The organism is Mesorhizobium sp. M0189 (genome assembly GCF_040322135.1).
In the GTDB taxonomy this organism is placed as follows: Bacteria; Pseudomonadota; Alphaproteobacteria; order Rhizobiales; family Rhizobiaceae; genus Mesorhizobium.
In genome coordinates, this window is sequence record NZ_JAMYSW010000006.1 from 76,144 (window position 1) to 100,301 (window position 24,158).

The window sequence follows — 24,158 nt, forward strand, 5'->3', positions numbered from 1 at the left end:
GCTGATCTCGGCGCGCATCTATAGCGCCTTTAAGGGGAACAGACAGAGGGTTTCAGGTGTTCCAGGGGAACGAAGAAAATCGAGCGCAAGGAGTTTCCTGTTGAATTTTCTCGATGCCGTGCCGGCGATCCGCCGCATCGATACCGATCGCGAAGACCTCTTCGCCATCGATGTCGTCGGCCATGTCGCAGCGGCTGATGCCGAAAACCTGTTCGGATTGCTGGAGGCAGCCTACGCGCTGCACACGAAAATCGACGTGCTGGTGCGCCTGATCGATCATGAGGGTGTCGACTGGACCGACGTATCGGACGAGACGATCGAACAGGGCATAGCTCACGCGGTGGAGCATATCGGCCGCTGCGCGGCGGTCGGTGAGCCGAACTGGATAGCGGAGGCAAGAGCCTTCTTGCCAGCCTCTTTGCCTATCGAACTCCGGCATTTCGAGGCTAAGGACGAAACCGCCGCCTGGGAATGGCTTGGCGCCAGACCGATCGCCCAGCGCTGATACGGCCGCCCTATCGGACGATCGTCAGCCGTTCGGCCGCGCGCGTGATGGCGGTGTAGAGCCAACGCTGCCGGGTTTCCTTGAATGCCCAGCTTTCGTCGAAAAGCACGATCTCGTTCCACTGCGACCCCTGCGCCTTGTGCACGGTCAGCGCGTAGCCATAATCGAAATCGTCGAAGCGCTTCTTCTGCTGCCAGGGAATGTCGGCGTCCGGATCTTCGAACGCCGCCTTGAGCAGTTTGATCTTGGCGACGCCGCGATCCGGATCGTCTTCCTCCGGCGAGACCAGCAGATTGATGCCGGGCTTGACCGTCTCGCGCGACGAGGTCATCACCTTCCACAGCGAGCCGTTGAGCAACCCCTTGGCTGGATCGTTGCGCAGGCAGACCAGCTTGTCGCCGGCTTGCGGATAATCGGCGTTGAACCCCTTCAGCTCGCGCAGCCGCTGATTATAGCGACGGCGCGTGCGGTTGGTGCCGACCAGCACCTGGTCCGCCTTCAGCACCAATTCCTGGGTGACGTCTTCCTTGCCGATCACTTGCGCCGCGCCATAGTCGCCGCGCATGAACTCGCGGCCCTCGCGCACATCGAGCGCAAGCCGGATGATCGGGTTGTCGCGCGCCTGGCGATGGATTTCGGTGAGCAGAATGTCCGGCTCATGGTCGGTGAAGAAGCCGCCGCCGGAGATCGGCGGCAACTGGCCGGGATCGCCAAGCACCAGGATCGGCGTGCCGAAGCTCATCAGGTCACGGCCAAGCTGCTCGTCGACCATCGAGCATTCGTCGATGACGACGAGCTTGGCCCGCGAGATCGGGCTCTGCCGGTTGAGCGAAAAGGTCGGCGACATCGAGGTTTTGCCGGTCACCTCGTCCGCTACCGATTCCTCGCCTTTCGGCCGGTAGATCAGCGAATGGATTGTGCGGGCATTGACCGCGCCCTTGGAACGCAGCACCTGCGCCGCCTTGCCGGTAAAGGCGGCGAACTGCACCTGGCCGTCGACATGCTCGGCGAAATAGCGCGCCAGCGTCGTCTTGCCGGTGCCGGCATAGCCGAACAGCCGGAACAGCTGCGGCTTGCCGGCTTTCAACCAGCCGGCCACCGCCTTCAGCGCCTCGTCTTGTTGAGGGGAGAATTCCATCAGCGCGACAGACCGGATTCGCGAGGGAAAGACAAGGTGACTGCCGTCACCATCAACTTCATCGCCTGCAATTACGCTGCTGCGACAGGGCCAGGCTATCAGCGACGAAGAGGAACGTAAAGAGAACAACGCCGGGCGACGACAGCTTACCCAGCCCGCTGTGGATCGTTCTCCAGCAGGATCGGCTTGCCATGCGGCGTAGCATGCGCGGCCCGTTCCCAGGCAGCAGCAAGGCTGTCGACGTCGCTCCTACCGGCAACGCCTTTGGCCGAAAGCAGCTTTTCTAGCGCGGCCAGCCAGTGCTTGTAATAGTCATGACCGTCGCGCGCGGCGCCCGGCCGCTTCACCTCGGCCGACAAGGCGTCCGCCCATTCGCTCCACGAAAACAGCCCGTTGTCGTGTAGCGCCACCGTCATGGCGAAGGCCTCTGCTTGCCACGGCTGGGCGAAGACTGGCGCCTCGACACCGGCGGGCAGCGCGATGGCGACTGAGCCCGTCTCACGCCGCTTCAAGATAGCTCTCCCAGGCATCGATCGACACGACAAGTGTCGGGTCGGCGCCCTCGCCCCAGATTTCGCTGCCGGTGAAGGCCACCGTATAGACCCATTGCGGGTTTTCGCCCTGGCCGTGCGCATTGGTGTCGGGAAAAACGAAGCCGTCACGCATGGCCTCGATGACGCCTCGCTTGCCACGCGCGTAACGCGGCAGCCTGGTGTGGCCGGTCGGATGAAAGTTCTTGGTTCGCACGAGGTCGCCTGCCTTGAATCGCGGCGGGACGGCGACCGGCCGGTCGCAAGGCCCGCCCTTGGCCAGCACCGCCGAAACGTCTTGCGCCTTCAGGACCCGCTTGGGTGTCGCTACCGGGTCGACCGCATCGCCCCTGGCCAGATCGCGGTCGCTGACGAAACCATGGCGTTTGAGTAACACCTCCAGCGCCTTGATCTTTCGTAATAACTCGACGCATAGTAGTCGGCCGGGTGCAGCGATTCCCGCGCGTGCCGGCTCTCGTCGATGTTCCAGGCGCCCATGGCGCCGGCGCACAACGTCACGCCCAGCGCCCGCCTTTCCCAATCGGCATGGAAATAGGGTTCGTCCTGTTCAGGCGCGACCGGCCCGAAACCCATCTGGCCGCCGAGATCCTGCGGCCCGTTCATGCCGGTTCCCGCGCCAGCGCCGTGCCGATCATGGCATCGCGCGTCACCAGATCGGCGAGCCGCGCCTCATCCCAGCCCTCTGTGTCCCTGGGCCGCATCGGCACCACCAGATAGCGCAGCTCGGCGGTCGAATCCCACACCCGGATTGCCGTCGTCGCCGGCAAGGTCAGCCCGAATTCGTCGAGCACGCCGCGCGGATCGATCACCGCGCGCGAACGGTAGGGCGGCGCCTTGTACCAGACCGGCGGCAGGCCGAGCACCGACCATGGATAGCAGGAGCATAGCGTGCAGACGACGAGGTTGTGCGTGTCGGCCGTGTTGAACACCGCCTGCATGTGTTCGCCTTGCCGGCCGGTGTGGCCGAGCGATTCGATGGCCGCCGTCGCATCACGCTTCAGCCATGCGGCAAACCCGGGATCAACCCAGGCCTTCGCCACCACCTTTGCGCCGTTGCGCGGCCCGACCTTGGTTTCGTAGGTATCGACGATGACGTCGATCGCCGCTGGATCGATCAGCCCCTTGCGGGTGAGAATCGTCTCCAGTGCGCGCACACGCGCCGCAAAAGCATCAAGCTCGTTGTCGTGGTCGTGATTGTGCAGCATGGCATCAAATTACGATCGCGGACCTCCGGCCGCAAGCACCACGGCTTGGGCCAGTGCTATTCGGCTGCCGCCTTCTGCGGCACCGGTTCTTCCTCGTCGTCGAACAGTGACGGCTGGTCGACCGCCTCGACCGGGCTCGGCTCGCCCCGGTGCCCCGCCCATACGCTGACGAGCCAGCCGGAAAAATGCTCCATGTAGACGTAGATGACGGGCGTGACGAACAGCGTCAGTGCCTGCGAGGCGACAAGGCCGCCGACCACCGCCACGCCGAGAGGCTGGCGCAATTCCGCGCTGGCGCCGGTGCCGAGCGCGATCGGGATGGTACCCATCAGCGCGGCAAGCGTAGTCATCATGATCGGCCGGAAGCGCATCAGGCAGGCCTTGTGGATGGATTCGACAGGCGACATCCCCTCGCGCCTGAGTTCCAGCGCCACGTCGATCATCATGATGCCGTTCTTCTTGACGATGCCGATCAGCATCAGGATGCCGATCACCGCGATCACCGACAGATCCATCCCCGCCAGCCGCAACGCCACCAGCGCGCCGAGCACCGCCGATGGAAGCCCGGTCAGGATGGTGAGCGGATGGATGAAGCTCTCATAGAGCATGCCGAGCACGATATAGATGGTCAGGATCGCGCCGCCGATCAGCAGCCCCTGGTTGGAAAGCGAATCCTGGAACGTCTTCGCCGTGCCCGAGAAGGCGGTCGAGATCGTCGGCGGCATGCCGATCTTGTCCTTCAGCGCGTTGATGTGGCTCACGCTGTCGCCGAGGGCCACGCCCTGCGGCAGATTGTAGGAGATGGTCACAGCCGGAAGCTGGCCGAGCTGGTTGACGGTCAAAGCACCGGCGGTCCGATCGACGCGAGCGAACGCACCGAGCGGCACCAGGCTGCCGCTCGCCGTTCTCACCTTGATGGCCAGCATCCGCTCGGGCGACCACTCGATCTTCGGGTCGAGCTCCATGATCACGTCGTAGCTGTCGGCCGAGCCGAAGATGGTCGACACCTGCTGGGTGCCGAAACCGCCATAGAGACTGGAGCGCAGCGTGTCGGTATCGACGCCGAGGTTCGCCGCCTTGTCGCGGTCGATCACCAGCGTCGCCTGTAGCGCGTTGTTCTGCAGGTCATTGGTCACGTCGGTGAAGGCGGCATGATCGGCGGCCATTGCGTCCGTCAGCCTTTGCGCCCAGACGTTCGTCAGGCCGGTATCGAGGCCCTGCACGGCAAGCTGGTAGGCACTCGCCGAAGAACGCGCGCCGAGCCGCAGGTTCTGCACCGGCTGCATGTAGGTTTCGATGCCGGGCACATTGGCAAGCTGGCGCCGCAGATCCAAAAGCACCTTGTCGATGTTGGGGCGCTGGTCCTTGTCCTTCAGCTGCACAAAGAGCTGGCCCTGGTTGAGCGCATTGTTTCCGCTGCCCGCCGACCAGCCGACATGCGCGACATAGGGCGAATGGGTGAAGACATCAGCCACTTGCCCCTGCAGCTTCACCATGGCGTCGAACGAAATGTCCTGGCGCGCGATGGTCGTCACCGAGACCTGGCCGATATCCTCCTGCGGGAAGAAGCCCTTCGGCGATATCTGGATCAGCCACACCGACAGCCCGGCGGTTACCAGGAAGACAAGGAAAACCAGGAAATTGTGGCGCAGGCAGAATGTCAGCAGCCGGTCATAGCCCCGCATGAAGACGTTTTGTCTATGGCCTTCACCGTGCGCTGCTTTCTGCTCGGCTTTCGATAACGACAATAGCCGCGAGCACAGCATCGGCGTCAGCGTCAGCGAGACGAACATCGATGCCAGGATGGCGACCGTCACCACCACCGCGAACTCGTTGAAGATGCGCCCGATCACGCCGCCCATCAAAAGCACGGGAATGAACACGGCGACCAGCGAGATCGAGATCGAGATGATGGTGAAGCCGATTTCGCGGGCGCCCTTGAGCGACGCCTCCATTGCCGAGAGCCCATCCTCCTCCATATGCCGGAAGATATTTTCCAGCATGACAATGGCGTCGTCGACGACAAGGCCGACCGCCAGCGTCAGTCCCATCAGCGAGATGTTGTCGATGGAAAAGCCGAACAGGTACATCACGCCCAGAGTGGCGATGAGCGAAATCGGCACCGCCACGGCCGGGATCACCGTCGCCGTCACCCGGCGCAGGAACAGGAAGATCACCATCACCACCAGCGCGATAGTGAGCAGGAGCGTGAACTGCACGTCGTCGACCGCCTCGCGGATCGATGTCGAGCGATCGTTGAGCAACTGGATGCTCGCAGCTGCCGGCATCTGACCCTCGAAGGAAGGCAGCATCGCCTTGACGCGGTCGACGACATCGACGGTATTGGCATCCGGCTGACGCTGCACCGCCATGATGATGGCGCGGGTGCCGTCATACCAGCTTGCCGTCGTCGTGGTCTCGACCGAATCGATGACGCGGGTCACCTCGCCGAGCCGCACCGGATGGCCGTTCTTGGTGGCGATGATGATGTTGGAGAATCCCGCCGCGTTGGTCAGCTGCGTGTTCGCCGTGATGGTCAGCTGCTGTTTGTTGTTCTTGAGCACACCGAGCGGCGTGTTGCTGTTGGCCGAGGCAATGGCCGTCTGCAGCTGGTCGATCGAGATGCCGCGTGCGGCGAGCGCCGTCGGATCGATCTGGACGCGGACGGCATATTTCTGTTGGCCGTAGATCGAAACCTGCGCAACGCCGTCGATCGTCGACAGCGACGGCGAAATCACATTCTCGGCAAAGGCATCGAGATCGGTCAGCGGAATGGTGTCGCTGACCAGCGACATCAGCAGGATCGGCGCGTCGGCTGGATTGACCTTGCGATAGCTCGGCGGGCTGGTCATCTCCGGCGGCAATTGTCGTTGCGTGCGTGCGATCGCCGCCTGCACATCGGCGGCGGCTGCATCGATGTCGCGGTTGAGCACGAACTGAATGGCGATCGAGGTCGTGCCGAGCGAATTGGTCGTCGAGATCGAATCGATGCCGGCGATAGTGGCAAACTGCTTGATCAGCGGCGTTGCCACCGAGGTCGCCATGGTTTCCGGCGAGGCCCCAGGCAGCGAGGCCGAGACGTTGACAACCGGAAATTCCGCGCTTGGCAGCGCCGCGACCGGCAGGAATTTGTAAGCAAATAGCCCGCCCAGAACCAAGGCGAACGACATGAGCAGCGTGGCGACGGGCCTGCGGATGCAGAATTCGGAAATCATGGCTGTGTTCCGCCCGTCCTGTCGGCCTCCGCGACCTTCGGAGTCGCCTGGTCGTCGGTACCGGTCGAGGCCTTGCCTTCGCGGACCGCCGCGCCGTTTTTCAGCTTGGTCTGGCCTTCGACGACGACACGCTCGCCGCTTTCCAATCCTTGGCTGATCGCGGTGTTGGCGCCTTCTGTCAGCGCGACCTGCACGGGCCGCATTTCAACGGTGTTGTCCGGCTTGATCACATAGACGAACGGCCCCTTCTGGCTGGGCTGGACGGCGACCGTCGGAACGGACGTCATTTGCGGCATGATGCCGGCATCGAGCACAACATTTACATATTGGCCCGGCCACAGCGAAAGATCGGCGTTGGGCACGCTGGCCCGCGTTGCGATGGTGCCGGATGCCGTGTCCACGCTGGAATCGACGAAATCCAGCGTTCCCTTGCCGATCGGCTTCGGGTCGCCGTCCTTGGTCAGTGTCACCGCGCCTTGCTGCGGCGCCGCCAGCGCCTTGTGCAGTAAGGCAAGATCGCTTTCCGGAAGATTGAAGTTCACCTGCAGCGGGTCGACCTGCGTGATCGTCACCAGCGGCGTCGACGTGCTGCTGCCGTTGCTGGTGGTGACGAGGTCGCCGACCGCGACGCTGACCGCGCCAAGCCTGCCGGAAATCGGCGCTTTGATCGTGGCAAAGCCAAGCTGGACCTCGTCCGCATCGATCGTCGCCTTATCGGCGTCGACAGTGGCCGCGGCGGATTTCTGCGCCGCGACGGCCTGATCATAGGTCTGCTGTGTTCCGGCCTGCCTGGCGACGAGATTTTTGGCGCGCTGAAGATCGGCCGTGGCGCTGGCAAGCAGCGCCTGGTCTTTTGCGAGCGTCGCCTGATCGCGTGCCAATTGGGCCTTCAATGAGCGATCGTCCAGCGAGAACAGAAGGTCGCCGGCCTTCACCATCTGTCCGTCCTTGACCGCGATTGCGACGATCTGGCTTGAGACCCGTGCGTTGATGCTGACCACGGCGGGAGAGGACACAAAGCCGATGGCATAGCGCCGGACCGGGAAATCGGCCGTCGAGGCGGTGGCGGCAACCACCGAAGTCGAACGCGCGGCATTTGCCGCTGCAGCGGGCTTGTCCGCCGCCGCCGTCGTCTGCTTCGCCGACAGCATCTGCTGAAGACCGCTCATTGCGGTGGGCGAATGATAAAGCCACGCCGCCGCGGCAACGCAGGCTGCAGCAATCACCGCAAATACGATCTTTCCGCGCATCGACAAAAGGCCTCTCGATCCGACACGCCGCTATCCGGTGGCCGCAGTCTAGCTCAACTCGCAGCCTCTTGCCGCGCTTTTGCCAGATAATAGAGAATGCCGAAGGCGAAAAAGGGCCAAAAGCCGTCATTACGAAGATTTAATGTGCAGTGCACAATAAAACGGCAGCTAACGCAGCATCGGCCACAGCGTCGCCGCAAGCATCACGCCCATGGCGATGTTGAACCATTTGAGCCGCACCGCATCAGCCAGAAAACCGCGCAGCGCCATGCCGAAACCGGCCCAAGTCGAAATGCTCGGCAGCATGACGACGGCGAAAGCGGCCGCGATCAGCACCACGGACACAAACGGGCGTTCCGGATTGGTATAGACGGCCATGGCCGTAATCGCCATCACCCAGGCCTTAGGATTGACCCACTGGAAAGCCGCAGCCTCGATGAAGCGCATCGGCTGGCCCTTCGCCTCGCCTTCGCCGCCGAGCGAGCGCGACATGGCGATCTTCCAGGCCAGATAAAGCAGGTAGAGGCCGCCGGCGATCTTCAACCCGGTATGCAGCACCGGAAAGGCCGTCAACACGGCCCCAAGCCCGAAGCCTACGGCAAGCAACAGCACGAGGAAGCCGAAGCCGATGCCGAGCATGTGTGGCACGGTCTTGACCAAGCCGAAGTTCACACCCGAGGCCAAAAGCATGAAATTGTTCGGACCCGGCGTGATCGAGGTCACGAAGGCATAAACCAGCAGGGCGAAGAATGCGTCGAAGGTCATGCCGTTCCCCTAATCAATGCGAGCAGGACGATTACATCCCCTGCGGGCCGCGGTTCATCGCCGCCACTCCGGTACGGCAGATTTCGACCAACCCGAGCGGCTTCATGATGGCGATAAACTGATCGAGCTTCGAACCCTTACCGGTGATCTCGAAGATGAAATGCTCGGTGTTGGCGTCGATGACGCTGGCGCGGAATGCATCGGCGAGCCTGAGCGCCTCGACGCGGGATTCGCCGGTGCCGGCGACCTTGACCAGCGCGAGCTCCCGCTCCAGTGGCCGCTCCTGTCCGAATTCCTGCGATCGCACAGTGAGATCGACGACACGATGCACCGGCACGATGCGCTCGAGCTGGTGCTTGATCTGCTCCAGCACGTGCGGCGTGCCGCGCGTCACGATGGTGATGCGCGACAGGTGCTTTTCGTGCTCGGTTTCCGAGACCGTCAGGCTCTCGATGTTGTAGCCACGTCCGGAGAACAGGCCGATGACCCGGGCAAGCACGCCCGGCTCGTTGTCGACGAGGACCGAAAGCGTGTGGTTCTCTGGTTTTTCCGTCTCCTTGGCGATGAAATAGGCGGAGCCGGTCGGTTGCAACTGTGCGTTCATGACATGAATCTCGATTTCAAACTTTTGTGCTAATCTGCTGTTTCCGCACAGCTTCCTTGAACCAGGCTACACCAGTTCCCTGCCCTTGGCGTCGATCGCGTTGGCGACAGCTTCGTCGGTCGCCTCATCAGGCAACAGCATCTCGTTATGCGCCTTGCCGGACGGGATCATCGGGAAGCAGTTGGCGAGCGTCGCCACGCGGCAATCGAACAGGACGGGCTTCTTGACCGCGATCATCTCCTTGATGGCGTCATCGAGCTCGTCCGGCTTGTCGCAGCGAATACCGTGGCCGCCATAGGCTTCGGCGAGCTTGACGAAATCCGGCATCGCCTCGGTATAGGAATGCGACAGCCGGTTGCCGTGCAGCAGCTGCTGCCATTGCCGCACCATGCCCATGTACTGGTTGTTGAGGATGAAGATCTTGATCGGCGCCTCGTGCTGTACCGCCGCGCTCATCTCCTGCATCGTCATCTGCACCGAAGCGTCGCCGGCGATATCGATGACCAGCGCATCCGGGTGCGCGATCTGCACGCCGAGCGCGGCCGGCAGGCCGTAGCCCATCGTGCCCAGCCCGCCGGAGGTCATCCAGCGGTTCGGCTTCTCGAAATGATAGTGCTGCGCCGCCCACATCTGGTGCTGGCCGACCTCGGTGGTGATGTAGGTGTCGAGGTCTTTGGTCAGCGCATAAAGCCGCTGGACGGCATATTGCGGCATGATCACCTCATGGTTCATCTTGTAGGCGAGTGAATCGCGCGCGCGCCATTTGGCGATCTGCTCCCACCACGGGTGAAGCGCCTTCTTGTCGGCCTTGGCGGTTGCCCGCCACAGTCGCACAAGATCCTCCAGCACACGGCCGACATCGCCGATGATCGGCACGTCGGTATGGACGTTCTTGTTGATCGAAGACGGGTCAATGTCGATGTGGATCTTCTTCGAATTCGGCGAAAACGCTGTCAGCCGCCCGGTGATGCGGTCGTCGAAGCGCGCGCCGATGCAGAGCATGACGTCGCAATCGTGCATCGCCATGTTCGCTTCATAGGTGCCGTGCATGCCGAGCATGCCCATCCAGTTCTTGCCCGACGCCGGATAGGCGCCAAGGCCCATCAGCGTCGAGGTGATCGGGAAGCCGGTCAGGTCGACCAGCTCGCGCAGCAGATGGCTCGCCTCCGGGCCGGAATTGATGACGCCGCCGCCCGAATAGATGATCGGCCTCCTGGCGCCGGCCATCAGCTCGACCGCCGCCTTGATCTTCTCCAGGTCGCCCTGGACCTTCGGCTGGTAGCTGGTGCGCGGCGCCGTCTGCGGCGGGACATAGATGCCCTTGGCGAACTGAACGTCCTTAGGGATGTCGACGACGACCGGACCGGGGCGCCCTGTCGTTGCCACATGGAAGGCCTCGTGGATCGTTGCCGCGAGTTGGTTGACGTCCTTCACCAGCCAGTTGTGCTTGGTGCAGGGCCGCGTGATGCCGACCGTGTCGCACTCCTGGAACGCATCCGAGCCGATCAGAGAGGTCGGCACCTGGCCGGTCAGGCAGACCAGCGGGATCGAATCCATCAGCGCATCCTGCAATGGCGTCACCGCATTGGTGGCGCCCGGCCCGGAGGTCACCAGCATGACGCCGGCCTTGCCGGTCGAGCGCGCATAGCCTTCCGCCGCGTGGCCAGCGCCCTGCTCGTGGCGAACGAGGATGTGCTCGACCTCGTCCTGCTGGAAGATTTCATCGTAGATTGGCAGAACCGCGCCGCCCGGATAGCCGAAAACATGCTTGACGCCATTGTCCTTCAGCGCCTGCACCACCATTTCGGCGCCAGTCATCTCGGTTCTTGGCGTTTCGCGCCGCTCATTCTGTCCACTGCTCATCGGTCTGGTCCCGTACTGTTCGCCATCGGGCGATTGCTGGTCGTTTAGTCGTGTTTCGGGCAATAAAAAAGGCCCCCGAGGGAGCCTGTGTCTTGCGCATGGGAGGTCACCGCCTGGCGGTTACACCGCCTTGCCCACGCGCTTTCCTACGAGAATGAGTGCCGTTTTCATGGTCGCGGACAATAGAATTGGTTTGATGGTGCTGTCAACGGCGAATGTGCGCGGGCCGGGACTGTACCAATGCGCTTCCAGTAGATGAGGGTGCCTGTCAGCCCGCCATGCGGCTTCAGCGCATAATCCGGTATTTCGCCGCCCAGCGTGAAGCCGAGCTTTTCATAGAGGCCGGAAGCCCCCTCCTCTTTTGCCGTGTCCAGCACCAACAGCGTGCGGCCTTTCTCCATGGCAACGGCTTCCGCCGCCTCCATCAGGCGGGTTGCGACGCCCTTGCCGCGATAATTGAGGCGGGTCATCAGCTTGGCGATCTCGGCCCGGTGCGGCTGGTTGGGAGGGCAGTCGAGCAGCACGGTGACGGTGCCGATCAGAGCCTCGCCGTTCCAGGCCCCGAGCACCGCCCTTTCGCCTCTGGCGACCGCCTGAAGCGACTTGTTCCAGAAGGCTGCAGCCATCTCCGGCGCCAAGGGATGCATGAAGCTGACCGAGCCGCCCGCGGCAACCGTTCCGATCAGCAAATCGACCAGCATTTTTTTCGTTCCGGCAGTATTGCTGAGCAGGTTGATTTCTATTGAATCCATGTGGTCTCCTCTGCGTGCAACGGGAACGGCAGTGCATCGAGCGGCAGCTTGGCCTGCACCGTCAGCCGAAATGACTGGTCCGCTTCCGCTTCCCGGCTCGGCGGATTTCCCCGATGCGCTCGGCGTCTTCCTCTTGCAGATGCCGCCCGCGTTCCAGCAGTTCGAGCGTGTACTCCTCATAAGTCAGGCCCAGCCGCTCGGCCTTGTCCAGCCGCATCAGCATGATCTCGCGGCTCGGCACTTTCCATGCCTGGGCATGGTCGGTCCGCCAGGCAAGAAAGATATAGGGGTCTCCCTTGCCCCAAGGCGGACGGTCGTGGTCGTCGAGCGGCGGACCGCCATTGTCGGAACGTTTCGGACGGCGCGCCATCGTCTCAGCTCCTGGCCAATGCAACCAGATAGTCGGCGGCGTCCGGCCCCGGAGCGTGGAAGACGCAATCGGATGGCGCGCCGAGCGCCAGGCAGTCGCCGGGCTCGAGCCTGTGAATGACGTCGCCCTCGACGAATTCCAGCTGCCCGGAGATCAGCCAGATCTGTTGTCTGATGAAGGCATAGGAGGCCGCCGGGAAGCTCACCTTGGCGCCCGCCGGCAGTTGGACCCGGATCAGTTCGAGCGGCATGTCCGAAACCGGCGAAAGGTGCCGCCGCACATAACCCGTAGCCGGATCGCGCCAGACCGGCTGGTCACGTTCGCGAAGCAGGCCACCGCCTTGCAACTCCGCCCTTGCGATCAAAGTGGAAAGCGTCATGCCGAACGCGGCCGCAATGCGCACGAGGAGTGCCGCCGTCGGGCTCGTCATGCCGCGCTCGATCGTGCTCAGCATGGCTTTCGAGACATCGGACTGCTCCGCCAAATCCGCCAGGGACCAGTTGCGAGCCACCCTTTCGGCGTGTATCCTTCTGCCGATAGTCGATGAGATATCGTTCGCTATATTATCCATTCATCCACTATAGCGAAATCCGCGCTCGGGCAACGGCCGTTTCATCCAGTTTTCGCAAACCCCTTAACGTCCGCTAAACCATCCGGCCTCACCCCACCTTAACCCCGTCCGCCTAGGCTCATTGTTTGGGAAAAGGGGATCGGCCTGTCCATGCTCGTCGAACGCGAAACCTCCATTGGAGAACCGACTTTGCTGGAGCGCCGCAGGGCGGAGCAGAACGACAAGCGGATTCTGGGCAATGTCGTGCAATGCGATGGCGCGCGCGCCACCATCAGCGCCTATGCCGACGATATCGAAGGCACGGTCACCGGCCTATGGAGCGTCGGCAAGATGATCTCGATCAATCTCGGTACATCACGAACCGTCGGACTGGTCTACGAAATCGGCAAGTCGGATCGTGCCTGGAGCAGCGAGGGCCAGAATCCGATCGAGGTCAGCATCGAATTGATTGGCGAGGTGCGCGACGGCGCCGAACCCGGCGCCAAGCCGGTATTCGACCGCGGCATCACGACCTATCCGCATATCGGCGCCATTGCCCATCGTATCCGCAGCCGCGACCTACAGGCCGTCTACGATCTCGCCGGGCGTCATTCGATTACCATCGGCACGCTGTCGCAGGACGAGGCCATCGACGCCAATATTGCCATCGACGATACGCTGGCGCGCCATTTCGCCATTGTCGGCACGACCGGGGTCGGCAAATCGACCGCCGTCTCGCTGCTCTTGCGCAAGTCGATCGCCGCCCGGCCCGACCTGCGCGTGCTCATCCTGGATCCACACAACGAGTTCGCCGCGTCCTTGCCCGAATATTGCTTTAGGGTCGATTCGACGACGCTCGACCTGCCTTTCTGGATGTTCAAACTCGAGGAATTCGCCGAGGTGCTGTTTCGCGGCCGCGAGACGGTGCCGGAAGAGGTCGACGCCTTGCGCGATCTCATTCCCGCGGCCAAGAACCTCTATCGCAATCCGAACACCGGCAACTACCTGCGGCGCAGCACCGACGCGCTGACCGCCGACGCGCCGGTACCCTATCGCATTGCCGACCTCATCAAGCTGGTCGACGAACGCATGGGATTGCTGGAAAGCAAGAACGATCGTCCAACCCTCAGGTCACTGAAGACACGTATCGAATCGGCGGCATCCGATCCGCGCTACCGTTTCATGTTCAACTCGCGCCTGATCGAGGACACCATTCACGAGACGATCGGCAACATTTTCCGCGTGCCGCATCACGGCCGCCCGGTGACCTGCTTCGAAATGGCCGGTATGCCGTCCGAGGTGGTCAATTCCGTATGCTCGGTGCTGGCGCGGCTGGCGTTCGACCTGGCGTTGTGGAGCGAAGGCCGCTTGCGGCTGCTCTTCCTGTGCGAGGAAGCGCATCGCTATATGCCGGCCGATCCGCGCCTCGGTTTCGCGCCGACCCGGCACGCGCTGTCGCGCATCGCCAAGGAAGGCCGCAAATATGGCTGTTATCTCGGCGTCGTCACCCAGCGCCCGGGCGAGCTTGATCCGACCATCCTGTCGCAGTGCTCGACGTTCTTCGCCATGCGGCTCGCCAATGAGCAGGACCAGGCGATCATCCGCTCGGCGATCGCCGATTCCTCGGCTTCGACGCTGGCGTTCCTGTCTTCCATGGGGCAGCGCGAGGCCATTGCCTTCGGAGAAGGCGTGGCGACGACGATGCGGATGAAATTCGAAAAACTCTCCGAGGATTTGATCCCCGGCACGGCTAAGCGCGAGGACGCCTTGCCCTCCGAAACCGGCGACGAGGTCGACCTCGTGGCGATCGTCGAACGGCTGCGCAACGTGCCGAAATCACAACAGGCAATGCCTTTCGCGGAAGTCGTCGATCCGGGCCGGCAGGCCGGCGACTCGGACTATCGAAAACCGCCGGCCGCACGCACCCAGCGGAGCGACGATTTCGACTTGCGCTACGGCCTCAAGCCGGCGACCTTCGGGCTACGCCCGCAAAACGAATGAGTCGGCGACTTTTAGGCAGACCTCATCGGTGCGGCCGCAGGTATCAAAGCTGAGCTTCGATGGCTGCCCTGTCTATAACTGACCACACCTGGCGAATTTTCCCTCTCTGAAACTCATAGAATACGTTCTCGGCAAACGAAATTCTCTTCCCGCTTACATCAAGCCCAAGGAACGTTCCCCTTGGCGCGCAGTCGAAGCTTAGCCGGCTCGCTATATAAGGCGGATCGGCAACCAATAGCCGAATGTCGAAATAAAGGTCCGGAATTTCATCGAAGTCTCTCTCCAACATTTCGAGGTACCCGGATAATCCGAGCGGCCGACCGTTGTGGATCACTTCATCATGAACAAACTGCCCCAGAATTGGCCAATCCTGCTTGTTCAGACATGCAATATAGCCTCGGTAAAGATCGGAGAGGTCGGATTTGATCACGGCAACACCTCTATCTCCCACAAGCCTTGCAAGGCGCCGTCTCAGCCTACTTGGCGACGTCGGTCTGCGAGCGCCGGAAGCGCAGAAAACGGCACCAGACGGCCAGCATCCCGAATTTCCAGCATCACGAATTTAATGACGGGATTCAGGCGCAGACGCGGTTGCGGCCTTGCCTCTTTGCCTCATAGAGCTGGCGGTCGGCGCGGCGATAGAACTCCTCGGCGGTTTCCTTGCGGTCCCAGACGGCAAGCCCGACGCTGGTGGTGATTTTCAGTCGGACATTGCCTGTCAGCACCGACATGCTGGCGATCGCCTTGCGGATGCGCTCGGCGAATTTGGATAGCAGCTCGGCGTCCATATTGGGCGTGACCACCGCGAACTCCTCGCCGCCCAGGCGCGCCACCACGTCGTGATAGCGTGTCATGTCCTTGAGACAGTTGGCGACGGCCCGCAACACCTCGTCGCCGACATCGTGGCCGTGGCTGTCGTTGACCTGCTTGAAGTGGTCGAGATCGAGGATCATCAGCCCGACTGGTTTTTCGATGCGGCGAAACTCCTCGAGATATTCTTTCAGCGCATCGTCGAAATAGCGCCGATTCTGCATGCCGGTGAGGCTGTCGGTCAGCGCCGCATGCTCCAGCGTCTCCGAGCGCGCACTGAGTGAAACTGTCATCGCGCGCAGCTTGCCTTCTTCCGTCGCCTGCTTTCGGATCAGCGGATAGATGAAGAAAATGCCGAAGAACAGCGCAGTCGCCAGCAGCACGCCGATCGCAAACAGCAGCTTGTTGAGATAGACGATTTCATCGAGTTCCGAAGGCGTATTGCTAATGTCGGCCGCCAGGGTTTGCAGGAGTCCATAGGCGTAAAGCGTCACCAGGCCGGCGGCCAGGATCACAAAAATAAAGACGAAAAACGCTGATTCCGCCTTGTGGAAATGCATCTGCTCCCCGTTGAAAAGTTCCTATCGATCTTATGGCATGCGGGAGCTTACGGACAGTTAACCTGGACAACTTCAACGCGAAATGTCCCCTCGATGTCGACTTTTCAGGTTGCGCTCGAAGGAGGGGGTGAGATCACCCAGTTGATCCCCTCACCGGGACGCAACCTGTGCCATTCCGGACCCAATTGGTGCCTGAACCAGGTCGCCTGCCGCTTTGCATATTGCCGCGTCGCGATCTTCGCACGCTCGATAGCCTCGGGAAAACTGATGGCGCCGGCCAGCGCGGCCTGAAGCTCGCGAACACCGATTGCCTTCATCGCCGGCAGGTCGGGATCGAGGCCGAGCACTGAAAGCTGCTTCACCTCGTCCAATGCCCCCTTGTCCAGCATGCGGTCGAAGCGGCCATCGATCCGCTCCACCAGCGCCGCCCGCTCCGGCTCGATGACGAAAAAGCGCGCGCTGCTTCTGTCGATCAACGGCTGGCCACGCGCGGCCTGCCAGTCCAGGATGGAACGGCCCGACGCGTCGAGCACTTCCAGCGCCCGCACGATGCGCTGGCCATCCGTCGGCTTCAGCACCATGCCGGCCGCAGAATCCTCGCGCAACAGGATGCGGTGCAATCTCACCGCGCCCTGTTCCTGGAGCTCGTAGCGCCAGCGCTCGCGGATCGACTGCGGAATGTCGGGCATCTCCGAAATACCTTCCGTGAGTGCCCGGAAATAAAGCCCGGTGCCGCCGACGAAAATCACTTGCCGCGCCGAAAGCGTGCCGTCGTCGATCAGCTTCATGACATCACGCAACCAGGCGCCGGTGGAATAGGCGGTGGACGGATCGACGTGTCCATAAAGAAAGTGGGGGACGCGGGCGAGTTCGGCAGGACCAGGCCGCGCCGTCAGCACGTCGAGCACCGAATAGCCTTGCATGGAATCGGTGCTGACGATGACACCGCCATTGCGCTCGGCGAGGTCGAGTGCGAGCGCCGACTTGCCGCTGGCGGTCGGCCCGGCTATCAGGATCGCGTTCTTCACGCGGCCTTCGCCCGCCTGTCCGCTGGAATTTTCGATGCTGATCGCCACGCTTCTATCCCATCCCGCCGGCCGCGCATTGACGCCGACGCTAGCGAATATGGCGTCTGGGTCTGTCGGCGCAAGCGCTGTTCGCTGGCTGGCCGAAGGCATCGCCTGCGAGCTCGATTTGCCGGAGACCGCCGAAGCTTCCGAAATAACGGCCCGCCTGCATGCCGCGCTTGCTTCCGAACCCATCGACGTGGCCGTCCAACCGGCTGAGAACAGGCGCAAGAAGGTCCTGATCGCCGACATGGATTCGACGATGATCGAGCAGGAATGCATCGACGAGCTTGCCGACGAGATCGGCGTCAAGGATCGCGTCGCCGCCATCACGGCGCGATCGATGAACGGTGAGATCGCATTCGAGCCGGCCTTGCGCGAGCGCGTGGCGCTGCTTAAGGGTCTCGATGCCGCAATCATCGACCGCATCATCGACAATCGCCTGACGCTTGCCTCCGGCGGTCGCACGCTCGTCCAGACAATGGCGGCCAACGGCGCGTGGACGGCGCTGATTTCCGGTGGTTTCGACATCTTCACCACCCGCATCGCAGCATTGCTCGGTTTTCACGAAAATCGCGCCAATCGGCTGATCGAGCAGGATCGCCGCTTCACCGGCTTGGTCGCCGAGCCGATCCTCGGCCGCGCCGCCAAGGCCGAAGCCCTTATCGAGATTTCCGCCCGCCTCGGCCTGACGCCTGCCGATGCCATTGCCGTGGGTGACGGCGCCAACGATCTCGACATGATCCGTCTTGCCGGCATCGGCGTCGCCTTGCACGCCAAGCCGGCCGTGGCAGCCGAGGCAAAGATCCGCATCGACCACGGCGACCTCACCGCCTTGCTTTATCTGCAGGGTTATCGCCGGGAGGAATTTGTCGAGTGACGCCGATCCGCACCGAACGCCTGATCCTGCGCAACTGGGAAGATCGTGACCGCGAGCTCTTCCATCGCATCAATTCCGACGAGCGCGTCATGGAATTCTTTCCGTTTCGGCGCGACCGTGCCCAGTCGGATGCCAAGATGGAGGAGTTGCGCGCCGCTATCGATCGCAACGGCTTCGGCTTCGCGGCCGCTGAGATCACAGCCACAGGTGAATGCATCGGCTTCGTCGGCATAACCCGAACCGATCATTTGCCATTCCTGCCGCCCGGCACGATCGAGATCGGCTGGCGGCTGGCACCCGAATTCTGGGGCCGCGGCTATGTCATCGAAGCAGCCGATGCCTGGCTCACCTATGGCTTTGAAAGACTTGGCCTCGACGAAATCGTGTCCTTCGCAGTCAAGGATAACAGCCGGTCCACTGCCGTCATGGAGCGCCTGAACATGATCGCCGACCCGGCCTCCGATTTCGACCATCCCGGCGTTCCGGACAGCCACACCGCACTCAGGCGACATGTCTTCTACAGGCTGTCACGCACAGACTGGCAAGCAAGAAAAAGGGCGGCCCGCTAGCCGCCCTTTTTCTTTTCAAGATCAGAGTGTTACAGGCTCTTCCGGACTCAATCCATCCGGATTGTCACAAACCTCAGCTCGCCGGTCTTCGACGCCAGCATCAAAAGCGCGTTCTTGCGCCCTTGCTCCTTCAGCGCGCCGATCCGGTCCATGACGTCCTTGGGCGTGGCGACCGATTCCTGCGCGATCTCGGTGATCACCTCGCCCGGCTGGATGCCGCGTTCGGCAGCGGCTGAATCCTTGGTGACGTCGGTCACGACGACGCCGGAGACGTCGGCGGCGATGCCGAATTTCGTGCGCGTCTCGTCGTTGAGCTCGCCGATCGTCATGCCAAGCACGGCAGCCGTCGAAACGGCAGGCGCCTTGTCGGCATCGTCCTGGTCGGTGTTGCCGTTTTCACCGCCGCTGGCAAGCTTTTCGCCGTCCTCGAGTCGGCCGAGCGTCACCTTCACGGTCTGCTCGACCCCCTTGCGCACGATGATCACGTCGACCGCCTTGCCGACCGGGCTTTCCGCCACGACGCGCGGCAGGTCGCGCATTTCATGGATGTCCTTGCCGTCGAACTTGATGATGACGTCGCCGGCCTGGATGGTGCCGTTGTCGACCGGTCCGCCCTTGATGACGCCGGCGACCAGCGCGCCCTTGGCGGTCGCCATGCCCAGGCTTTCGGCAATGTCGTCGGTCACCGGCTGGATGCGCACACCGAGCCAGCCGCGCCGCGTCTCGCCGAACTGGCGAAGCTGGTCGACGACGCCCGAGGCGAGCTGCGACGGAATGGAGAAGCCGATGCCGATCGAGCCTCCCGACGGCGAGATGATTGCCGTGTTGATGCCGATGACCTCGCCGCTGCTGTTGAACAGCGGTCCGCCGGAATTGCCGCGGTTGATCGCGGCATCGGTCTGGATGAAGTCGTCATACGGGCCGGAATTGATGTCGCGATTGCGCGCCGAGACGATGCCGACCGTCACCGTGCCGCCGAGACCGAACGGATTGCCGATCGCCATCACCCAGTCGCCGACACGCATCGTATTGGAATCGCCGAACTTCACCGCTGTCAGCTTGTGCCCTTTCGGATCGACCTTCAGCACCGCGACGTCGGTCTTGGTGTCGGTGCCGACCAGCGTCGCCTTGAGCGTCACCCCGTCGGAGAAATTCACCTCGATGTCGTCGGCATCGGCAATGACGTGGTTGTTGGTCACCACGATGCCCTGCTCGGCGTCGACCACGAAGCCGGAGCCCAGCGACTGCACCTTTTGCCCGCCGCCGCCCTTGTCGCCGCCGCGGTTCTTGAAGAAATCGTCGAAGAAGTCCTGGAAGGGTGAGCCTTCCGGGAGCTGCGGCATCGGCACGGCGCCCGGACCCTCCGTGCCCTTCACCGTCTGCGAAGTCGAGATGTTGACCACCGCGCCGAGCAGGCCGGCGGCGAGATCGGCAACCGAGGGTGGCCCGTCGGCTGCCACTGTCGGCGTCACGAACGACGGAACGGCAACGGCGCCGACCAGAAGCGCAGCGGCCCCGGCGATGAACGTCCGCCTCGCTGCACGCAGAAGGGTGGTGGATGTCATCGAAAGGCCTCCGGGTGTTCTAAAAAAGCGCTTCGGCAAAAACGCCGCGTCGCGTCATGTTGGCAAGAAATAAGGCACGTTTGCGGCTACGGCTACCGCCAGAGGATAAATCCTCCATTACGCCGGCTTCCCCTGCACCGGCCCTACTGGCCGGTGCCTGGCTGTGCCGCTGGCGCGGCGGGAGCGGGCGGCGCTGGCGGTGGTGCCGCCGGTGCCGCGAGCGTTTCCTTGCTGTTCGGGTCGCGGAAAAAGCGGAAGAACTCGGAATTCGGCGACAGCACCATCGTCGTTCCGGTGCTGTTCAGCGCCGTGCCATAGGCATTCATCGATCGATAGAAATCGAAGAAGGCCGGATCGCGCTGATAGGCCCCGGCAAACGTCGCGCTGCGCTGGGCTTCACCTTCACCACGCAGGATTTCAGACTCTTTTTGCGCTTCGGCGACGATTTCCACCACTTCACGGTCGGCGCGGGCCCTGATCCGCTGCGCTGCCTCATTGCCTCGCGCCCTCAGCCGCTCGGCTTCGGCGAGACGTTCGGCCTTCATGCGGTCGAAGGTCTGCTGCGAGACCTCAGCCGTGAGATCGGTGCGGCGGATGCGGACATCCTCGATCTGCAGGCCAAGCGAGGTGGCGTCGGGCCTCAGTTGATCGCGTACCTCGCGCATCATCACGGCGCGCTCTTCCGAGAGTGCCGCCTCGAAGTCGCGCAGGCCGTAGACGCGGCGCAAGGCGGCGTCGAGACGCGTCCTCAGCCGGGCCTCGGCCAGTTCGATCTGGCCGGAGACCGCGGCGCGAAACACGCGCGGATCCGAGATACGATAGGCGATAAAGGCATCGACCTCATAGAACTTGCCGCCCGAAACCTGGACGCGGATGTTATCGAGGTCGAAGCGCAGGACCCTGTTTTCGATCAGCTGCACGGTGTCGGCATCGAAGAAGGAGAACGGCGCCTTGAAATAGATGCCTGGCTGGTTCTTGACGTCGACGATTTCGCCGAACCTGAGCACCAGCGCCTGCTGGCGCGCATTGACGACGAAGACAGACGAATAGAGCAGGAACAGGATGACCGCGGCGATGACCGCAATGACGGGAAGACGGTTGGCCATCACTGGTTTCCTCCGGCGGCCGGTGCCGGCGCCTTCTGCTGCAATGCGGGCAGCGGCAGGTAGGGAACGACCCCTTGCCCATTGCCTTGCTCGACGATGACCTTGCTCGAATCCTTCAGCACCCTCTCCATTGTTTCCAGGTAAAGCCGCTTGCGCGTCACCTCCGGCGCCTTTGCATATTCGTCATAGACCGAGATGAAGCGCTGCGCCTCGCCTTCGGCCTCCTGCACGACCCGGTTCTTGTAGGCGGCCGCGTCTTCGCGGATCTGCGCGGCAGCGCCGCGCGCCTGGCCGAGCTTCTGGTTGGAATACTGATTGGCCTGCTCGACGAACTTGTCCTCGTCCTGTTCGGCCCGCTGCACCTCGTCGAACGCGTCCGCCACCTCGCGCGGCGGCGCGGCATCCTCGATCGAAATGGCGTTGACGTTGAGGCCGGCCTTGTAGCCGTCCAGCGTCGTCTGGATGATCTCACGCACCGACGCCGCAATTCCTTGCCGGTCGTCGCGGAAAATGTCCTGCGCCGGGCGCCGGCCGACCGCTTCACGCATCGCGCTTTCGGCGACCTGCTGCAGCATGCCGCCGGGGTCGGACACGTCGAACAGATAGGCCTTCGGGTCGGAAACCTGATAGGCCACAGAGAATTGCACGTTGACGATGTTCTGATCGCCGGAAAGCATCAGACCATTGCCGCTGGTGCTGCCGCCACCGATGCTGACAAGCTGCTCGGCGATGTTGGCGGTCTCGACCGTTTCAATGGGCCACCAATGGAAATGCAGGCCAGGCTGCGAGAGTTCCGCCTTCGGCTTGCCGAACCTGAGCTCCACCGCAACTTCGTCGGGCTGCACGGTGTAGACCGCCTTGAACGCCCACAGCACCACCAGCGCCGCAGCAATCAGCCCGAACACCGCCGGGCTCGCGCCACCGCCGCCCGGCAGTGCGCGCCGCAACCTATCCTGCCCACGCCGGATGATATCCTCGAGATCAGGAGGCGAGCCCTGCGGGCCGCTGGGTCCCTTGGGTCCCTGTCCCCAAGGTCCCTGATTGTTGCCGCCGCCCCACGGGCCGCCGCCGCTCTTGTCGTTCCAGGGCATGAATGTCCTTTCGCTTGGAATTCCCTCAAGCGCCGGCTCACCGGCGCAAAATCCAATATTATTCTTCTATAGGGATGCAACGGCACGCTTTCAACGCGATCGGCTGCCGTCACAGTCCGCCTTTGGGTCCATTTAGACCTGTCGCGACGCTTTGTCGTCTTCAATTCACATCGCGGCGCCGCTCGTAAACCGAATAGCGTGTCGCATGGCTGTCCTTCTCACCGGCCTCAACCTCCTGTGAGTAGACTATCCGCCACAGTGCCGGGTCGATCGGCGGGAAATGAGCGTCGCCGTCGACCGCGGCCAGCACATGGGTGACGTGCAGCCGATCGGCCAGCGGCAGCGCCTGAGCATAGATCTCGCCGCCGCCGATGACGCAGATCTCGTCGGCGCCTGCCATGCAGCGCCCGCGCACCGTCGCCAGCGCGATTGCGTCCTCGATCGAGTGCGCGACTTCTACGCCCTCGGCGCGCCATGCCCTGTCCCGCGTCACCACGATGTTGAGCCTGCCCGGCAACGGCCGGCCGATGCCTTCATAGGTCTTGCGGCCCATGATGATAGGCTTGCCCATCGTATCGGCCTTGAACCGCTTGAGATCGGTGGAAAGCCGCCACGGCAACCCACCCTCGCGCCCGATCACGCCGTTCTCGGCGATGGCGACGTAGATCGCGAGGTCCATCAGCCGCCGTTCCCGCCATCGGATGGCTCCAGCAGCAATATGTCAACGTCGCGCTCGGGGTAGAAGTTCTGCGCCTTCATCTCGAACGTCGTCGGTCCGATCTTCCTGACGTTTTCGCCGCAAAACGAGACCAGGTTCTTCGGATCGCCCTTGTCGACGGTCAGCTTGAACGTGCCGATGTTTCCCGACGCCCAGTTGCCGCCCGTGGTCAGGATATAGGCGATGCGGTTCTCGAAATATTTGGGGTAGCCGTCGGGATCGTCCTTGGCTGCCTTGCGCACGGCGTTCTCGAACGTGTCATCCATGCAGTAGCGAGTCTTGTAGGGGGCATACTGGCCCTGGAACTGGCCGTCATAGAAGAAACTGACCGAGGAGGTGCCGCCGACGCTCGGCTTGTAGCGATGCGAGACATGCACCGCCTTGTTGGCCGGAAAGGTCGAGCGCCACCAATAGGTCGAGCGCAATTGCCAGAACGGCGTATAGACGGTCTTCATGCCCGAACCGTCATCGGCAGTGTCTTCGATGATGATGCCGCGGTTGACCCAGTCGTCGGTGACCGCTTGCGGCAGCTTTGCCAGCGCTGCCTTGGCCGCATCGCCGAATGGATAGAAAGGCACGCCCTGCGCCTCCAGGTCGGCGCCGATGTCGATGGCGAGCGCGAACACCTTCTGCTCGAGCTGCGGCTTTGCCGGCACCCCGTCGATCGTCACTTCGAAGCCGAGGAAATTGTCGCTCTGCGCCTCGGGAATCGCCGGTATTTCTTCGGGGTCGCCTTCGATGTCGGGCATCGGAAAGGCGACGATCGCATCGACATCCTTGTCGGTGTTGTTGCGGAAGACGTAATCGACCGTCACCTTTTCCGGCGAGATGTAGAGATCCTCGCTTTCCATCGCCACCGCATCGCTGCGCGACAGGATCAGCCCACCGGTGCCGAGTTCGGCGACCGAATCATTGGCGAGTGCGGGCGTAGCCGAGAGCGCCAAGGCTGCGGTCAGGACGTAACGGAACATGGAAACTCCCCCGGCGAAAATGCCAACATGACTCTAGCCGTTCAATGTGGCG

23 protein-coding genes and 1 pseudogene are annotated in these 24,158 nt (G+C 62.7%); 4 read left to right on the forward strand and 20 right to left on the reverse strand.

Annotated elements, in window-relative coordinates:
* The first annotated feature begins 100 nt into the window (after positions 1-100).
* Positions 101-505 carry a SpoIIAA family protein gene (locus tag NKJ09_RS13695; protein WP_023720790.1) on the forward strand — a complete coding sequence of 135 codons (405 nt, stop codon included), beginning with the start codon at positions 101-103 and terminating at the stop codon, positions 503-505.
* A 10-nt stretch (positions 506-515) separates the two neighbouring features.
* Here the strand turns inward: NKJ09_RS13695 and NKJ09_RS13700 are convergent, their stop codons facing one another.
* From NKJ09_RS13700 to NKJ09_RS13755, 12 genes and pseudogenes are all read right to left on the reverse strand, one after another.
* Positions 516-1,643: an ATP-dependent DNA helicase gene (locus NKJ09_RS13700; RefSeq protein ID WP_023720791.1), complete on the reverse strand. Its 1,128-nt coding sequence runs from the start codon at positions 1,641-1,643 to the stop codon at positions 516-518.
* Between the two features lie 146 nt (positions 1,644-1,789).
* Positions 1,790-2,155, reverse strand: coding sequence for a nitrile hydratase accessory protein (locus NKJ09_RS13705; RefSeq protein ID WP_352483010.1), 366 nt, complete (start codon positions 2,153-2,155; stop codon positions 1,790-1,792).
* Positions 2,142-2,797 (reverse strand): annotated as a pseudogene (gene nthB, locus NKJ09_RS13710) (nitrile hydratase subunit beta). The gene NKJ09_RS13705 and the pseudogene nthB overlap by 14 nt, the downstream one beginning before the upstream one ends.
* Positions 2,794-3,399, reverse strand: a complete 606-nt coding sequence (nthA, locus tag NKJ09_RS13715; protein WP_023720794.1) for a nitrile hydratase subunit alpha — start codon at positions 3,397-3,399, stop codon at positions 2,794-2,796. The pseudogene nthB and the gene nthA overlap by 4 nt, the downstream one beginning before the upstream one ends.
* A 56-nt stretch (positions 3,400-3,455) precedes the next feature.
* Entirely contained in the window at positions 3,456-6,614 is a 3,159-nt protein-coding gene (locus tag NKJ09_RS13720; RefSeq protein WP_352495183.1) for an efflux RND transporter permease subunit, read from the reverse strand.
* Positions 6,611-7,864 carry an efflux RND transporter periplasmic adaptor subunit gene (locus tag NKJ09_RS13725; RefSeq protein WP_352483005.1) on the reverse strand — a complete coding sequence of 418 codons (1,254 nt, stop codon included), beginning with the start codon at positions 7,862-7,864 and terminating at the stop codon, positions 6,611-6,613. The genes NKJ09_RS13720 and NKJ09_RS13725 overlap by 4 nt, the downstream gene beginning before the upstream one ends.
* Before the next feature lie 168 nt (positions 7,865-8,032).
* Complete coding sequence (locus NKJ09_RS13730) at positions 8,033-8,629, reverse strand: LysE family translocator (protein WP_352483004.1); 597 nt, start codon at positions 8,627-8,629, stop codon at positions 8,033-8,035.
* 31 nt (positions 8,630-8,660) lie between these two features.
* Positions 8,661-9,233, reverse strand: a complete 573-nt coding sequence (ilvN, locus tag NKJ09_RS13735) for an acetolactate synthase small subunit (protein ID WP_023720797.1) — start codon at positions 9,231-9,233, stop codon at positions 8,661-8,663.
* Between the two features lie 66 nt (positions 9,234-9,299).
* Positions 9,300-11,096, reverse strand: a complete 1,797-nt coding sequence (locus NKJ09_RS13740; protein ID WP_352495182.1) for an acetolactate synthase 3 large subunit — start codon at positions 11,094-11,096, stop codon at positions 9,300-9,302.
* Between the two features lie 167 nt (positions 11,097-11,263).
* Positions 11,264-11,848, reverse strand: coding sequence for a GNAT family N-acetyltransferase (locus NKJ09_RS13745; protein ID WP_352483001.1), 585 nt, complete (start codon positions 11,846-11,848; stop codon positions 11,264-11,266).
* Between the two features lie 61 nt (positions 11,849-11,909).
* The gene (locus tag NKJ09_RS13750; RefSeq protein WP_352483000.1) at positions 11,910-12,218 is read right to left on the reverse strand and encodes a hypothetical protein; all 309 of its coding nucleotides are present in this window, start codon (positions 12,216-12,218) and stop codon (positions 11,910-11,912) included.
* Positions 12,219-12,222: 4 nt separating this feature from the next.
* Positions 12,223-12,789 (reverse strand): helix-turn-helix domain-containing protein, encoded by a 567-nt coding sequence (locus tag NKJ09_RS13755; RefSeq protein ID WP_352762895.1) that lies wholly within the window; start codon positions 12,787-12,789, stop codon positions 12,223-12,225.
* Positions 12,790-12,939: 150 nt separating this feature from the next.
* Here NKJ09_RS13755 and NKJ09_RS13760 point away from each other — a divergent pair, with 150 nt between their 5' ends.
* Positions 12,940-14,769 carry an ATP-binding protein gene (locus tag NKJ09_RS13760; RefSeq protein ID WP_352515709.1) on the forward strand — a complete coding sequence of 610 codons (1,830 nt, stop codon included), beginning with the start codon at positions 12,940-12,942 and terminating at the stop codon, positions 14,767-14,769.
* Positions 14,770-14,812: 43 nt separating this feature from the next.
* Here the strand turns inward: NKJ09_RS13760 and NKJ09_RS13765 are convergent, their stop codons facing one another.
* The 3 genes from NKJ09_RS13765 to miaA form a co-directional block, all read right to left on the reverse strand.
* Complete coding sequence (locus tag NKJ09_RS13765) at positions 14,813-15,199, reverse strand: ester cyclase (RefSeq protein ID WP_352495179.1); 387 nt, start codon at positions 15,197-15,199, stop codon at positions 14,813-14,815.
* A 145-nt stretch (positions 15,200-15,344) separates the two neighbouring features.
* Positions 15,345-16,139 carry a GGDEF domain-containing protein gene (locus tag NKJ09_RS13770; protein ID WP_023720804.1) on the reverse strand — a complete coding sequence of 265 codons (795 nt, stop codon included), beginning with the start codon at positions 16,137-16,139 and terminating at the stop codon, positions 15,345-15,347.
* 104 nt (positions 16,140-16,243) lie between these two features.
* Positions 16,244-17,215 carry a tRNA (adenosine(37)-N6)-dimethylallyltransferase MiaA gene (gene miaA / locus NKJ09_RS13775; RefSeq protein WP_352495178.1) on the reverse strand — a complete coding sequence of 324 codons (972 nt, stop codon included), beginning with the start codon at positions 17,213-17,215 and terminating at the stop codon, positions 16,244-16,246.
* 49 nt (positions 17,216-17,264) lie between these two features.
* On the opposite strand from miaA, the gene serB reads away from it, so the two are divergent.
* Both serB and NKJ09_RS13785 read left to right on the forward strand, forming a co-directional pair.
* Positions 17,265-18,086 carry a phosphoserine phosphatase SerB gene (serB, locus tag NKJ09_RS13780; protein ID WP_352495198.1) on the forward strand — a complete coding sequence of 274 codons (822 nt, stop codon included), beginning with the start codon at positions 17,265-17,267 and terminating at the stop codon, positions 18,084-18,086.
* Complete coding sequence (locus NKJ09_RS13785) at positions 18,083-18,655, forward strand: GNAT family N-acetyltransferase (RefSeq protein WP_352495177.1); 573 nt, start codon at positions 18,083-18,085, stop codon at positions 18,653-18,655. Before serB ends, NKJ09_RS13785 begins: the two co-directional genes overlap by 4 nt.
* Positions 18,656-18,702: 47 nt before the next feature.
* Here the strand turns inward: NKJ09_RS13785 and NKJ09_RS13790 are convergent, their stop codons facing one another.
* From NKJ09_RS13790 to NKJ09_RS13810, 5 genes are all read right to left on the reverse strand, one after another.
* Positions 18,703-20,220, reverse strand: coding sequence for a DegQ family serine endoprotease (locus NKJ09_RS13790; protein WP_023720807.1), 1,518 nt, complete (start codon positions 20,218-20,220; stop codon positions 18,703-18,705).
* 143 nt (positions 20,221-20,363) lie between these two features.
* Entirely contained in the window at positions 20,364-21,326 is a 963-nt protein-coding gene (hflC, locus tag NKJ09_RS13795; RefSeq protein WP_023720808.1) for a protease modulator HflC, read from the reverse strand.
* On the reverse strand, positions 21,326-22,417 hold the full coding sequence (hflK, locus tag NKJ09_RS13800; protein WP_352495176.1) for an FtsH protease activity modulator HflK: 1,092 nt from the start codon (positions 22,415-22,417) through the stop codon (positions 21,326-21,328). The genes hflC and hflK overlap by 1 nt, the downstream gene beginning before the upstream one ends.
* A 160-nt stretch (positions 22,418-22,577) precedes the next feature.
* The gene (locus tag NKJ09_RS13805; protein ID WP_023720810.1) at positions 22,578-23,096 is read right to left on the reverse strand and encodes a dihydrofolate reductase; all 519 of its coding nucleotides are present in this window, start codon (positions 23,094-23,096) and stop codon (positions 22,578-22,580) included.
* Entirely contained in the window at positions 23,096-24,106 is a 1,011-nt protein-coding gene (locus NKJ09_RS13810; protein ID WP_352495175.1) for a DUF4424 domain-containing protein, read from the reverse strand. Before NKJ09_RS13810 ends, NKJ09_RS13805 begins: the two co-directional genes overlap by 1 nt.
* Between the last annotated feature and the right edge of the window lie 52 nt (positions 24,107-24,158).

What these genes read in the sequence shown, in the direction of transcription:
- NKJ09_RS13700 (WP_023720791.1), bottom strand. Translation starts at nt 1,643, where the DNA reads ATGGAATTCTCCCCTCAACAAGACGAGGCGCTGAAGGCGGTGGCCGGC.
- nthA (WP_023720794.1), bottom strand. Translation starts at nt 3,399, where the DNA reads ATGCTGCACAATCACGACCACGACAACGAGCTTGATGCTTTTGCGGCG.
- NKJ09_RS13720 (WP_352495183.1), bottom strand. Translation starts at nt 6,614, where the DNA reads ATGATTTCCGAATTCTGCATCCGCAGGCCCGTCGCCACGCTGCTCATG.
- NKJ09_RS13725 (WP_352483005.1), bottom strand. Translation starts at nt 7,864, where the DNA reads ATGCGCGGAAAGATCGTATTTGCGGTGATTGCTGCAGCCTGCGTTGCC.
- NKJ09_RS13730 (WP_352483004.1), bottom strand. Translation starts at nt 8,629, where the DNA reads ATGACCTTCGACGCATTCTTCGCCCTGCTGGTTTATGCCTTCGTGACC.
- ilvN (WP_023720797.1), bottom strand. Translation starts at nt 9,233, where the DNA reads ATGAACGCACAGTTGCAACCGACCGGCTCCGCCTATTTCATCGCCAAG.
- NKJ09_RS13740 (WP_352495182.1), bottom strand. Translation starts at nt 11,096, where the DNA reads ATGAGCAGTGGACAGAATGAGCGGCGCGAAACGCCAAGAACCGAGATG.
- NKJ09_RS13745 (WP_352483001.1), bottom strand. Translation starts at nt 11,848, where the DNA reads ATGGATTCAATAGAAATCAACCTGCTCAGCAATACTGCCGGAACGAAA.
- NKJ09_RS13750 (WP_352483000.1), bottom strand. Translation starts at nt 12,218, where the DNA reads ATGGCGCGCCGTCCGAAACGTTCCGACAATGGCGGTCCGCCGCTCGAC.
- NKJ09_RS13755 (WP_352762895.1), bottom strand. Translation starts at nt 12,789, where the DNA reads ATGGATAATATAGCGAACGATATCTCATCGACTATCGGCAGAAGGATA.
- NKJ09_RS13760 (WP_352515709.1), top strand. Translation starts at nt 12,940, where the DNA reads ATGCTCGTCGAACGCGAAACCTCCATTGGAGAACCGACTTTGCTGGAG.
- NKJ09_RS13770 (WP_023720804.1), bottom strand. Translation starts at nt 16,139, where the DNA reads ATGCATTTCCACAAGGCGGAATCAGCGTTTTTCGTCTTTATTTTTGTG.
- serB (WP_352495198.1), top strand. Translation starts at nt 17,265, where the DNA reads ATGGCGTCTGGGTCTGTCGGCGCAAGCGCTGTTCGCTGGCTGGCCGAA.
- NKJ09_RS13790 (WP_023720807.1), bottom strand. Translation starts at nt 20,220, where the DNA reads ATGACATCCACCACCCTTCTGCGTGCAGCGAGGCGGACGTTCATCGCC.
- hflC (WP_023720808.1), bottom strand. Translation starts at nt 21,326, where the DNA reads ATGGCCAACCGTCTTCCCGTCATTGCGGTCATCGCCGCGGTCATCCTG.
- hflK (WP_352495176.1), bottom strand. Translation starts at nt 22,417, where the DNA reads ATGCCCTGGAACGACAAGAGCGGCGGCGGCCCGTGGGGCGGCGGCAAC.
- NKJ09_RS13805 (WP_023720810.1), bottom strand. Translation starts at nt 23,096, where the DNA reads ATGGACCTCGCGATCTACGTCGCCATCGCCGAGAACGGCGTGATCGGG.
- NKJ09_RS13810 (WP_352495175.1), bottom strand. Translation starts at nt 24,106, where the DNA reads ATGTTCCGTTACGTCCTGACCGCAGCCTTGGCGCTCTCGGCTACGCCC.